At 67.7% G+C, this 12,385-nt stretch carries 9 protein-coding genes; 3 read left to right on the forward strand and 6 right to left on the reverse strand.

What is annotated here, in order from left to right:
- Positions 1 to 285 precede the first annotated feature (285 nt).
- Positions 286 to 1,875, forward strand: a complete 1,590-nt coding sequence (locus ABIE65_RS27440; RefSeq protein WP_354081942.1) for an FMN-binding glutamate synthase family protein — start codon at positions 286 to 288, stop codon at positions 1,873 to 1,875.
- 32 nt (positions 1,876 to 1,907) lie between these two features.
- On the opposite strand, the gene ABIE65_RS27445 is transcribed toward ABIE65_RS27440, so the two are convergent.
- The 5 genes from ABIE65_RS27445 to ABIE65_RS27465 form a co-directional block, all read right to left on the reverse strand.
- On the reverse strand, positions 1,908 to 2,696 hold the full coding sequence (locus tag ABIE65_RS27445; RefSeq protein WP_354081943.1) for an SDR family NAD(P)-dependent oxidoreductase: 789 nt from the start codon (positions 2,694 to 2,696) through the stop codon (positions 1,908 to 1,910).
- Positions 2,697 to 2,738: 42 nt separating this feature from the next.
- Positions 2,739 to 3,917: a zinc-dependent alcohol dehydrogenase gene (locus ABIE65_RS27450; RefSeq protein ID WP_354081944.1), complete on the reverse strand. Its 1,179-nt coding sequence runs from the start codon at positions 3,915 to 3,917 to the stop codon at positions 2,739 to 2,741.
- Between the two features lie 221 nt (positions 3,918 to 4,138).
- A complete protein-coding gene (locus ABIE65_RS27455) occupies positions 4,139 to 4,846 on the reverse strand; it encodes an HAD family hydrolase (protein WP_354081945.1) in 708 nt (235 codons plus the stop codon).
- Between the two features lie 89 nt (positions 4,847 to 4,935).
- Positions 4,936 to 7,371 (reverse strand): glycoside hydrolase family 65 protein, encoded by a 2,436-nt coding sequence (locus tag ABIE65_RS27460; RefSeq protein ID WP_354081946.1) that lies wholly within the window; start codon positions 7,369 to 7,371, stop codon positions 4,936 to 4,938.
- Position 7,372: 1 nt separating this feature from the next.
- Positions 7,373 to 8,320, reverse strand: coding sequence for a 1-phosphofructokinase family hexose kinase (locus ABIE65_RS27465; RefSeq protein WP_354081947.1), 948 nt, complete (start codon positions 8,318 to 8,320; stop codon positions 7,373 to 7,375).
- Positions 8,321 to 8,497: 177 nt separating this feature from the next.
- Here ABIE65_RS27465 and ABIE65_RS27470 point away from each other — a divergent pair, with 177 nt between their 5' ends.
- On the forward strand, positions 8,498 to 8,809 hold the full coding sequence (locus tag ABIE65_RS27470; RefSeq protein WP_354081948.1) for a hypothetical protein: 312 nt from the start codon (positions 8,498 to 8,500) through the stop codon (positions 8,807 to 8,809).
- Here the strand turns inward: ABIE65_RS27470 and ABIE65_RS27475 are convergent.
- Positions 8,806 to 9,711 carry a LysR substrate-binding domain-containing protein gene (locus ABIE65_RS27475; RefSeq protein WP_354081949.1) on the reverse strand — a complete coding sequence of 302 codons (906 nt, stop codon included), beginning with the start codon at positions 9,709 to 9,711 and terminating at the stop codon, positions 8,806 to 8,808. The genes ABIE65_RS27470 and ABIE65_RS27475 overlap by 4 nt on opposite strands.
- A 313-nt stretch (positions 9,712 to 10,024) precedes the next feature.
- Here ABIE65_RS27475 and katG point away from each other — a divergent pair, with 313 nt between their 5' ends.
- Positions 10,025 to 12,250, forward strand: a complete 2,226-nt coding sequence (gene katG / locus ABIE65_RS27480; protein ID WP_354081950.1) for a catalase/peroxidase HPI — start codon at positions 10,025 to 10,027, stop codon at positions 12,248 to 12,250.
- The last annotated feature ends 135 nt before the right edge of the window (positions 12,251 to 12,385 follow it).

Below are 12,385 nucleotides of genomic sequence, written 5' to 3' on the forward strand. Positions count from 1 at the left end.
CTGGGGGGGTGGTTTAATACAAATCCCCTTGCCGCGTTTCCGGGGCGCGTTGCCGTGCGGCCGGTCGGGCGGGGGGGTGGCCCGTTAGTAAATTATGTTTGGGGGGGGGGGGGGGGGGCCCCCCCCCCCCGACTCTCCATACATTCGAGAATCGGTTCCGGGCGCCGAGCACCCATCCAGCGACGCATACCGGACAGGACGTGAGCGTAGGGAATTTCATCCCGCCTCCGGCGTTCGATCCGTACATCCCGGCTATGCAGCCCCCGGCTACGGAAGCGCCAAAGCATGCGGTACGTCCCGTTCGTCGCGATCGCGAGCGTCGCGATCCTTTTCCTGTGTCTCGGCACCCTGTTCTCCGCCGATTGGCTCTGGCCCCTCATACTGGTCGGTCCGCTGGTCGCTTTGGGCGTATGGGATCTCGCTCAGCCGCACCACACCCTGATGCGGCTCTACCCGGTCAGCGCGCACTTCCGCTGGTTCTGCGAGTGGCTGCGCCCCTACATGCGCGAGTATCTGCTCGACAGCGATCATCAGGGACGGCCCTTCAGCCACAATCAGCGGGCCCTGGTCTACCGGCGCGCGAAGAATGTCGAGAGCGTCCAGGCTTTCGGCACCGAGTTGGACCCCTACTCCCCGCGCTACGAGTGGATCAATCATTCGATCCAGGGCCGCAAGCAGGATGTCGAAAGCTATCGAATCCGCATCGGCGGCGAGTTCTGCACGAAGCCCTACAGCGCTTCCGTGTTCAACATCTCTGCGATGAGTTTCGGCTCGCTCAGCGGCAACGCCATACAGGCGCTGAACATGGGCGCCAAGATGGGCGGCTTCTATCACGACACCGGCGAAGGCGGGATCTCCCGCTACCACCTGATGCATGGCGGCGATCTCGTCTGGGAAATCGGCACCGGATATTTCGGCTGCCGCACGCCGGAGGGGCGTTTCGACGAAGCGAAGTTCGCGGAACGCGCCGCACACGATCAGGTCAAGATGATCGAGGTCAAGCTCAGCCAGGGTGCCAAGCCCGGCCAGGGCGGCCTGCTGCCGGGTCCCAAGGTGACCCCGGAGATTGCCGAGACACGGGGCGTGCCGGTCGGACGCGACGTCCACTCGCCGCCGAGCCACAGCGCCTTCTCCACCCCCGTCGAACTGATGCAGTGGATCGCGCGTCTCCGCGAACTCTCACAGGGCAAGCCGGTGGGCTTCAAGCTCTGCATCGGCCACCGCTGGGAGTTCCTGGCCATCACGAAGGCGATGCTGAAGACCGGGATCACGCCCGACTTCATCGTGATTGACGGCGCCGAGGGCGGCACCGGTGCCGCGCCGGCCGAGCTGTCCAACCACGTCGGAACGCCGCTGCGCGAAGGGCTGATCTTCGTGGTGAATGCCCTTGCCGGTACGAACCTGCGCGACAGGATCCGCATCGGGGTCGCGGGCAAGGTGGTCGACGGCCACGATCTGGCGGCCAATCTCGCGCTGGGGGCCGACTGGTGCAATGCGGCCCGCACCTTCATGTTCTCGCTGGGCTGCGTGCAGACGAAGAAGTGCCACACGGACCGCTGCCCGACCGGGGTGGCGACGCAGGATCCGTGGCGTCAGGCGGGGCTCGTGGTCGCCGACAAGGCACCCCGCGCCCACCAGTTCCACAGGAACACGCTGGTGGCGTTGTCGCAGTTCGTCGGCGCTGCGGGCCTTTCCGACCCGTGGCAGCTTCGGCCGCACCATCTGCGCGTCCGTCTCGACCGAAACCAGGTCCAGTCGGCGGACCTGGTCTACGATTTCCTCCCGGCCGGCGCCCTGCTCGACGCGCCGAACGAGACCATTTACAGCCGCTGGTGGAAGATGGCGGAGGCGGAGAGCTTCGCGCCCGCCTGCTGAGCCGAAGTTCAGGAGCCCGGAGGGCTCCGATCTCAGCTTCGGCCTGATCCCGGCTCGGCCATCTTTCGGTGCATCTCGGCCGTCACGCCGGCGGGCAGAACGTTCGCGATCGCCGACTGCAGCTTGTTGTGCCAGCCGGTTACCACGTCGCCCTCACCCTTCATCATCGCGGCGAAGCCCTGCGCGGCGACCTTCGCCGGATCGTCCTTCGTCTGCGTGCCGACCTTCGTGTCGAGCATGTCCGCCCGTTCGAAGAAGTCCGTGTCGGTGGGGCCCGGCATCAGGCATGTGACGGTGACGCCGGTGCCCTGCAACTCGTGCCGCAAGGCAAACGAGAAGCTGTCGAGAAAGGCCTTCGAGGCGTTGTAGACGGCCTGGTAGGTGCCCGGCATGAACCCCGCGATCGAGCCGGTGATCAGGATCCGACCGCCGCCGCGCCGCCGCATCTCCCGGCCGACGTTCTGGATGAGATAGATCGTGCCGGTGACGTTGGTGTCCACCACCCGGCGAACGGCCTCGAAGTCCTGGTCGAGAAAGCCTTTTCCGAGGCCACGGCCGGCGTTCGCCAGCAGGGCTTCGACCGGCCTGCCGGCAATCGCCGCCAGAAGCTTGTCTACGCCTTCGATGGTGGCGAGATCCGCCTCCACCACATCGACCGTGGCGCCGAGGCTTCGCAGGTCTGCGGCTGAAGTCTCGATTTCGGGTTCATCGGCGGCGACGACGAGGTCGAAGCCGTTTCGACAGCACTCCTTCGCGAGTTCGTACCCGATACCCGTCGAGGCGCCGGTGACCACGGCGAGCGGCCTCTCGGTGCTGGACATGCGCTTCTCCTCGCTTCTCGTTGCGTCTCGCGGCGCGGCCGTTCAGCCATTCGGCGTCATCACCACCTTGATGCAGCCGTCCTTCTTGTCGCGGAACGCCTCGTAAAGTTCGGGCCCCTGCTCCAGTCCCGCGCGATGGGTGATCACGAAGGAGGGGTCGATCTCGCCCGACTGGACCTTCTGCAGCAGCGGCGCCAGATAGCGGTGCGTGTGGGTCTGCCCCGTCCGCATCGTGAGGGCCTTGTTCATGAAGGCACCGAAGGGAAGCTTGTCGACGACGCCGATGTAGACGCCGGGCACGGAAATCGTCCCGCCCTTGCGGCAGCACATGATGATCTCGCGCAGCACGCTCGGCCGGTCCGTCGCGAGGTACGCAGCGGCCTTCACCTTGTCGAGCACCGAACCTATGGCGCCACCGGTATGCGCCTCGGTTCCCACGGCGTCGATGCAGCTGTCGGGGCCGCGCCCGCCGGTCATCTCCATCAGCCGGTCGTACACGTCCGCGTCGTCGAAATTGATGGTCTCCGCCTTCCCATGGCTTTCCGCCATCGCGAGGCGCTCAGGGATGTTGTCGATGGCGATGACGCGTCCCGCGCCCAGCATCCAGGCACTCTGTATGGCGAACTGCGCCACCGGTCCGCAGCCCCACACCGCCACCGTGTCTCCCGGCTGGATGTCGGCGTTCTCCGCGGCCATGTAGCCCGTGGGGAAGATGTCCGACAGGAACAGCACCTGTTCGTCCGGAATGCCGTCGGGCACGACGATCGATCCGACATCGGCATACGGTACGCGAAGATACTCCGCCTGGCCGCCCGCATATCCGCCGAGCAGGTGCGAGTAGCCGAAGAGACCCGCGGGAGAGTGGCCCATGAGCTTGGCCGCGGCCGCCGCGTTCGGGTTGGACCTGTCGCACAGCGAGTAGAGCTGCTTCTTGCAGAAGAAGCACTCGCCGCAGGCGATGTTGAACGGGATGACGACCCTGTCGCCGACCTTGAGCTTCGCGTTGGCGCTGCCGACTTCGACCACCTCGCCCATCGTCTCGTGGCCGAGCACGTCGCCGCTCTCCATGGTGGGCATATAGCCGTCGTAGAGATGGAGATCCGAGCCGCAGATCGCGCAGGCCGTGACCTTGATGATCGCGTCGCGTCCGTCCTCGATCTTCGGATCCGGAACCGTGTCATATCGAACGTCGCCCTTGCCGTGCCAGCACAGAGCCTTCATCGCTCTCTCCCGCGTATCGTTGAGGGCCGGCACGGACGCTTCCGGTCGGCCCGCCGCCGCCGGGCGGCCTTCTAGGCGGTGTAACCGGCGCAAATCGAGCCTGTTCCCACGGACGCCGAAGAATCGCTCTGCCGGAGGGGATGCTCCAGGTCGCGGGGTTCGCAACCGCCGGCAGTCTCCGGGGTCCGGCAGCCGCGCATCTCTCGGGCAGGAAAGCGGGTTCAACCCACCGTCGCTTCGGTGAGGTCGGGCAATACGCGATCCGCGCCGGCATCGCGTAGCGCGGGTTCCCCGCCTTTGCGGGCCAGGCCGACGACCAGCCCGAAGCCCCCTGCCCGGGCGGCGGCGACACCGGACACGGCGTCTTCGACGACCGCGGCCGCAGCGGGATCGACGCCGAGCGCGGCGGCTGCGTGCAGGAAGATGTCAGGCGCAGGCTTGCCCTGCAGGCCGGCCGCCGCCGCACGGTTCCCGTCCACCACCACCTCGAACAAGTCCCAGGTATGCGATGCCTTCAGCACGTGCTCGGCATTCCGGCTCGAGGAGATCGCGGCCACCCGGATACCCGCAGCCTTCAGCCGCCCGATCAGCGCCACCGTGTCCTCGAATGGCGTTACGCCGTGCCGCGCCAGGCATTCCTGAAAGAGGGCGTTCTTGCGCTTCGCCAGCCCGTGGATCGTCGTCGCCTCGGCAGGATCGTCGCGCGTTCCGTCGGGAAGGCGGATGCCGCGGGCGGAGAGAAAGCTGCGCAGGCCGTCGATACGCGGCTTCCCGTCGACAAAGGTGCGGTAGTCGGCCTCGGTGAACGGCGCCGCAGCCCCCTCCCTCTCCCGTGCCCGCTCGTGGAGCACCGCGTCGAACAGCGCCTTCCACGCGGCGAAGTGCAGCTCTGCGGTGTCGGTTATGACGCCGTCCATGTCGAAGATCACGGCGCGGCACGCAGCGGGATCGAAGTGGATACTGCCGTCGGCCGCCTGCTCTCGCTGCATGTCGCCTCTCGATCCGCGTCGGTCCGTTCTCACTCCGTCCGCGAGCCGCTACGCGCCGACGGTGACACCAGCGCAAAACGCTGACGTCCGCCGGGTATCAGCTTGCGGTAGTGACTGCGATAGGCGACGTCGATCATCGGTGCGACCTCCGGCCGGCTCCGGATGTCGAGCGAGGTCGGCGTGACATCGATATCGAGACGGTGCTGGCGGAACTGCAGCCGGACGTGCAGCCATTCCACGCCCTCCGGCAGCAACGGGTTGAAGTGCAGCGTTCCCGCACGCGTCTCCAGCCCGAGATAGTTGCGTTGGACGATGTCCACGGTCCCGGCCATCGCGCCGGTGTGAATGCCCTCCTTCGTCGTGCCGCCCTGGATGTCGGCGATGTCGCTGTCCAGGCCCCGCTGAAACAACTGCCAGGAATGCTCGCGGTCGGACCGGGCGAGCACCCAGGCGTGCGTCACCAGGCTGAGCGTCGACCCGTGCGAGGTGCGGGCCAGGTGGTAGTCGACGTTGCGACGGATCGCCTGCCGACCGAAGGCGTAGCCGAGCTGCTCGAAGATCTGCGTCACCTCCTCGGCGGAGAAGAGGTAGAAGATCATCAGTACGTCGGCCTGTTTCGACACCTTGTAACGGTTGACGTCGTCGCCCTCCGCCTCGAGGATTCGGTCCAGGCGCTGAATGTTGCCGTAGCGCGCGACATAGTCCTGCCAGTCCAGTTCGCGCAGATTCTCGTAGCCCTCGAACTGGCTGATGATGCCGTCGTCCAGCAGCGGCACCTTCAGCTTCCGGCAGACCTCGTGCCACCGCTCGCATTCGGCCTCGTCGAGCCCGGTCAGTTCCATGATCTCGGTCAGCCGATCGGGCGGTAGCAGGTCCATGACGTCCCGCGCCCGCGCCAGCAGCCAGGCGACGAGGACGTTCGTATAGGCGTTGTTGGTCAGCCCTCCCGCTTCGTCGGCGTCGGTGTCGGGATAGCCGGTGTGGAATTCGTCGGGGCCCACCACCCCCTTGATGTCGTAGCGCCCGGTCGTCGGATCGTAGGACGCGATCGAACCCCAGAACTGGGCGATCGAGAGAAACATCTCGGCACCGAAGCCATACATGAACTCGGTGTCGTTCGTGGCTTCCCAGTAGCGCCAGATATTGTAGCAGATCGCGGCGTTCACATGGCGCTGGCGGTGGCTCCTGTCGGGCAGCCACCTGCCGGATGCCGGGTTGAGATGGAGCTGCTGCGACTCCTCTCGCCCGTCGGAGCCGCTCTGCCAGGGGAACATTGCCCCGCGGAATCCCTCGGCGGCCGCGGCGCGCCGCGCGGCACCGATCCGGCGATAGCGGTACCGCATGGCCTCGCGCACCAGGTGCGGCAGCCGCAGGGTCAGGAAGGGCAGGATGAACAGCTCGTCCCAGAAGATGTGCCCCCGATACGCCTCCCCGTGCCAGCCGCGCGCCGGAATGCCGATGTCGCGGTTGACGGAGTGCGGCGAGACGGTCTGGAGCAGGTGGAAGATGTGCAGACGCAGCTTCCTCTGCTCGCCGTTGCAGCCCGGGCCGTCGAACCCGATGTCGCACCGGTCCCAAAGATGCCGCCATGCCATCGCGTGCTGCCGCGCCAGGGCCTCGTAGCCCGTGCAGCGATCGAGCGTCTCCAGGGCGGCGAGGCGCGCCTCGGCGATCGCCGGATCGCGCGCCGTGTGGAGCGCGACGATCTTCTCGATCCGCAGGGGCGCCTCTCCCGTCGATACGCGCACCTCCTGCCCGATCAGGTCGGGCGACTGCCGGACGGCGGGCTCCGCCGCAGCCGTGGCGCCGTCCGCGACCTCCAGCCGCGCCGCCTGGACGATCTCGATCCGGGACTGCGTCGTGCGGACCCTCAGCGATATCCGGTGCTGCCCCTCGTCCCGCGCATCCAGCGTCTCGAGGTGGCGGCTCGCCAAGGCGCGGTATCGCGCCACCCCGCCATTGGTCACCCCGGCATCCAGCGTCGACCGTACGGTCACCTCGCCCTGCCAGTCCTCCGGCGTCAATTCGACCTGGAGGGCTGCGACGTGGCAGTCCCCCATGCTGACGAGGCGCCGCTCCCGCCAGCGGGTGGTCCGACCGCTCGCATCCCGGAAGCGGACGTCGCGCAGCAGTTCGCCGCGTTCCAGGTCCAGCCGCTGCAGGAAGGAGAGGATCTCGACGGCGTCGATGGAGAACCAGTCGCCGTCACCGATCCGGAACGTCAGCGGCAGCCAGTTCGGGACGTTGACGAGATCCTCGTTCTCGACCTCCCGCCCCTCCACCGCGCTGACGCGCCGGTTGTAAAGCCCCGCGACGTAGGTGCCGGGATAGTGGCGCTCGTCGGCCGCGGCGTCGGCATACGCGCCGCGCGTCGCGAAATAGCCGTTGCCGAGCGTGCAGAGCGCCTCGCGGAGCTTCTCTTCCGCAGGGTCGTACGATGTATAGTCGATGTGCCAGTCGGACACGCTACCTCCGTCGGCCGGGGGGTCCCTTGCGCACGATCCTCTCGAAGAGTTCCTCCACGTCGGCACGGCGACAGAGTTCGGTTGCCGGCGTCATCGCCGCGGCGGCTCCGGCGGCGACGCCATAGGAGAACGCTTCGTCCGTCGGTCGCCCTCGCGCCAAGGCGACGACCATCGCGGCCACGAAACTGTCTCCGGCGCCGACGGCGCTCCGCACCTCTACCGCCGGGTTGGTCAGTTCCAGTACCCCGTCCGCCGTCGCCAGCATCGCCCCCTCCGCGCCCAGCGTCAGCGCGACGGTATCGGCACCGCCCGAATCGACGATGTCGCGGCACGCGCCTCTGCGGTCATCCCGCGTCGGCAGGTCCCGGCCGACGAGCGCTTCCAACTCGCGCAGGTTCGGCTTCACCAGGTGGACGCCGACATCGAGGGCGGCGCGGAGTGCCTCTCCCGAAAGATCCGCAACGCATCGCGCGCCCGTCTTCCGCATCCGACGCACGACCTCGGCCGCGAGGTCCGGCCCGCTGTGCGCCGGCAGGCTGCCGCTGAGGACGGCATAGGTGGCCTCGCAGCCTTCGATCTCCGCCAGGAAGGCCTCACGTTCCTGCTCCGTCAGCCGCGGCCCTTCGGGGACGAAGCGATACTCCTGCCGGTTCGCCCGGTCATAGACGGTATGGCTGATCCGGGTGTCCCCGGAGATGCGGACCGCCCGGTGATCGAAATGGTGTTGCTCGACCAAGGCGGCGAATGCGTCGCCAGCGAAGCCCCCCGTCGCGTAGACGGCGAGCGGGCGGCCGCCCAGTTCCCGCACCACGCGCGCCACGTTGATGCCGCCGCCGCCGGGGTCGAAGCGTTCCTCGACGGTCCGCACCTTCCGGACGGGCACGACCTCCTCCGCCTCGCTCCAATGGTCGAGGGAGGGGTTCAGGGTGAAGGTCGCGACATCGTACACGGGGAACCCCGCTCGGCTTGAGGGCGCCGGCATCGGCCGGTCGACCTGCCAACTCTTCGCACTCTGATGGGTTCCGCACGCCTTTCGGGAATGATCCGCCGATGCGGTTGTTTGGAACGATGTGGAAGAGGTCTCTCCGTTTCTGTGGCCGGGGGGCGAGCATCCGCGGAGGAAAAGATGACGACGTCGGACACGGGCATCCCGGATAACGCGCAGACGCTGCGCGCCAGAATCGACCGGGGCGAAACACGCGACAAGGTGGCGGCCGCCGATCCTGCCGCCTCGCCGTTGGGAACGGATAGCGAAGCCGCCGGCGTCGCCCCCGAGGCGGGTCGCGGCGGGCCTGCCACCGCGGAGGCAACGGCGACCGTCGCGCGGTCGGGCGACGCGCCTCCCCGCACGTGGATGACACCCCATCGCCTTCTCGCGATCGCTGCGGCCGCCATAGTGGCGGCAATCATCTTGGGATGGTGGCAGGTCGGCGGCTAGACCAGACCGGCCGCCGCCCCTTCCGCAAAGCCGCTCAGCCGCCGTGCGATGACATCCCCGACGGCTTCAGAGGCGGCCCGTTGCGGGAAGCGCGTCCGCCAGGCGATGCACACGGTCCGGACGGTCCGCGCCGCCAGCGGCCGAAGCACGATCCCTGCATCCTGGGCCGCACCGGCCGCCAGTGCAGGAACGAGCGTCGTGCCGTAGCCGGCCGCCACCATGTTGAGCAGCGTCGAGAGGCTCGTCGCGCGCAGCGCATCTCCCAGCGGACCACTGCGACCACAGGCTGTCAGCGCCTGGTCGCGCAGGCAGTGCCCGTCCGCAAGGACCAGAATGTCGGGTGCGAGATCCGCCTCTGCCACCACCTCGCGAGCCGCCAGCGGATGGTCGGGAGGCAGTGCGGCGAGGAACGGCTCGTCGAACAGCGGGCGGGCGGCCAGATCCGATCCGATCACTTCGGTGGCCAGCAGCGCGGCATCCAGCTCATGCGCTCTTAGCCGCGCGAGGAGCGTGGCTGTCTGGTCCTCCCACGGCTCGACCTTCAGCGCAGGCAACGCCTCCCGCAACGGCTCGAAGATCAGCGGCAGGAGGTAGGGCGCGAGCGTCGGAATGATGCCGAGGCGGAGCCGGCCCGCCAGGGGGTCGCGCAGATTTCTCGCTACCGCGAGGATGGCGTCGGTCTCCGCAACCGCAGCACGGACATGGCCGATCAGGCGGTCGCAGGCCGGGGTCGGCGTGACGGCCTTGCTCGTACGCTCGAACAGCGCGATCCCCAGCAGGTCCTCGAGCTTGCGCACCTGCACGGAGAGCGTCGGCTGACTGATGCCGCACGCCTCGGCGGCACGGCCGAAATGCTGATGCTCGGTGATGGCCAACAGGTAGCGAAGGTCCCGCAGGTTCATCCAGTGAGCACCTCTTCCATAGGCACGGTCTATCACTTCTTTTACGGATCAGCACTTTCCCCTATCGTCAGCCTTCGGCTAGCATCGTGCAAGTTGGTTCTTGCGAGGGAGACCCGGCAGGTAACAACATCCGATGCCGAACATCGGAGCACTTGCTCCCGATAACCCAGGAGCCCGTTAGCGCCGGCCACGTGGCCGGGATCGGCTGCCCGCGCGGCACTTGCGACCGTGCCAGCCGCTGATCTCTCCGCCGGGCCGCCGTCTTCCCAGGTCAAGAAGAACGCCGACCCGGTCGGCAAATAGGGAGAGAGTAATGGACGGAACACCCGATCAGAGCGCCGGCAAATGCCCGGTCATGCACGGCACCGCCCCGCAGACGAAGATGCGGCGGTACAGGTCGAACCGCGACTGGTGGCCGACCCAGCTCAACCTCAAGATCCTTCATCAGAATTCCAGCCTTTCCAATCCGATGGGCGAAGGCTTCGACTATGCCGAGGAATTCAAGAAGGTCGACTTTGCGGCCCTCAAGAAGGACGTCGTCGCCACCCTGCTCGACTCGAAGGACTGGTGGCCAGCGGACTGGGGTCACTACGGCCCATTCATGATCCGCATGGCGTGGCACAGCGCCGGCACCTATCGCATCGGTGACGGCCGCGGCGGCTCCTCCACCGGCGCGCAGCGCTTCGCGCCGCTCAACAGCTGGCCGGACAACGCCAACCTCGACAAGGCGCGCCGGCTGCTCTGGCCGGTCAAGCAGAAATACGGCAAGCAGATCTCCTGGGCGGATCTCATGATCCTCGCAGGGAACTGCGCACTCGAATCGATGGGCTTCAAGACCTTCGGCTTCGGCGGCGGCCGCGCCGACGTGTGGGAGCCGCCGGAGGACATTTACTGGGGCACCGAGGAGGAATGGCTCGGCGACAAGAACCGTTACGACGGCGCCTCGGGCGAGCGGATCCTCGAGAACCCGCTCGCGGCGACGCATATGGGCCTGATCTACGTCAATCCCGAAGGCCCCGAAGGCAAGCCCGATCCGGTTGCCGCGGCGATCGACATCCGCGAGACCTTCGGGCGGATGGCCATGAACGACGAGGAGACCGTGGCGCTCATCGCCGGCGGCCACACGTTCGGCAAGTGCCATGGCATCGGCGACCCCTCGCTGGTCGGGCCGGAGCCGGAGGGCGGCGACATCGCCGAACAGGGCCTGGGCTGGACCAGCCGCCACGAAAGCGGCAGGGGCGGTCATACGTTCACCAGCGGCCTGGAGGGCGCCTGGACGCCCACGCCGACCCAGTGGGACATGAGCTTCTTCGACACGCTGTTCGGCCACGAGTGGGAGCTGACGAAGAGCCCCGCCGGCGCCTTCCAGTGGCGTCCGAAGGACGAGGCGGCGAACAATCTCGTGCCGGATGCTCACGATCCGACGAAGCGCCATGCGCCGATCATGCTGACGACGGATCTCGCCCTCCGGATGGATCCGATCTACGAGCCGATCGCGCGCCGCTTCCACCAGAACCCCGAGCAGTTCGCGGACGCCTTCGCCCGCGCGTGGTTCAAGCTGACCCACCGCGACATGGGACCACGCTCCCGCTATCTCGGCCCTGAGGTCCCCCAAGAGGATCTCCTCTGGCAGGACCCGATCCCGGCCGTCGATCATCCACTGGTCGACGCATCGGACATCGCGGCGTTGAAGGCGAAGATCCTTGCCTCCGGGCTTACGGTGCCGGAGCTGGTGTCGACCGCCTGGGCTTCGGCCTCCACCTACCGCGGCTCGGACAGGCGCGGTGGCGCCAACGGCGCACGCATCCGTCTGACACCGCAGAAGGACTGGGAGGTGAACGAGCCGCAGAAGCTGGCGAAGGTGCTCGGCACGCTCGAAGGCATCCAGAAGGCGTTCAACGAGTCGCAGTCCGGCGGCAAGAAGGTCTCGCTGGCCGACCTCATCGTCCTCGCCGGATGCGCGGCGGTCGAAAAGGCGGCAAAGGATGCAGGCCAGGATGTGGAGGTGCCGTTCACCCCGGGCCGCATGGACGCCTCGCAAGAGCAGACCGACGCGGAGTCTTTCGAGCCTCTCGAGCCGCGGGCCGACGGCTTTCGGAACTATGTCCATGCCGACCAGCTCGTCCCGGTGGAGCAGATGCTGGTCGACCGGGCGCAGCTGCTGACCTTGACCGCGCCGGAGATGACGGTCCTTCTCGGTGGCCTGCGCGTGCTGGGCGCGAACTACGCGGGGGCCGAGCACGGCGTCTTCACGAACCGGCCCGGGCAGTTGACCAACGACTTCTTCGTCAATCTGGTCGACATGGGCACGGCGTGGAAGCCAGTTCCGGACTCGGATCATCTGTACGAGGGCACAGACCGGGCGACCGGCCAGCGCAAGTGGACAGCGAGCCGCGTCGACCTCGTCTTCGGATCGAATTCGGAACTGCGAGCCCTGTCAGAGGTCTATGCCTGCGACGATGCCGGTGGAGCGTTCGTGCACGACTTCATCGCGGTCTGGAACAAGGTGATGAACCTCGACCGCTTCGACCTCGCCTGATCGGGGCGGGGAAGCGGGGGGGGGCCGGCGGCCGGCCGCGGGCGGGGGGCCGGCGCGGCCGCCGCCGCCGCGGCGGGCGGCGCCGCCGGAAGTGGGCGGTGGGGGAGGGGTGGGGAGCGGGCCGCGGGCGGGCAC

Source organism: Constrictibacter sp. MBR-5 (assembly GCF_040549485.1).
Classification (GTDB): domain Bacteria; phylum Pseudomonadota; class Alphaproteobacteria; order JAJUGE01; family JAJUGE01; genus Constrictibacter.

Coding starts and splice junctions, on each gene's coding strand:
- ABIE65_RS27440 (WP_354081942.1), top strand. CDS start 286: ATGCGGTACGTCCCGTTCGTCGCGATCGCGAGCGTCGCGATCCTTTTC.
- ABIE65_RS27445 (WP_354081943.1), bottom strand. CDS start 2,696: ATGTCCAGCACCGAGAGGCCGCTCGCCGTGGTCACCGGCGCCTCGACG.
- ABIE65_RS27450 (WP_354081944.1), bottom strand. CDS start 3,917: ATGAAGGCTCTGTGCTGGCACGGCAAGGGCGACGTTCGATATGACACG.
- ABIE65_RS27470 (WP_354081948.1), top strand. CDS start 8,498: ATGACGACGTCGGACACGGGCATCCCGGATAACGCGCAGACGCTGCGC.
- ABIE65_RS27475 (WP_354081949.1), bottom strand. CDS start 9,711: ATGAACCTGCGGGACCTTCGCTACCTGTTGGCCATCACCGAGCATCAG.
- katG (WP_354081950.1), top strand. CDS start 10,025: ATGGACGGAACACCCGATCAGAGCGCCGGCAAATGCCCGGTCATGCAC.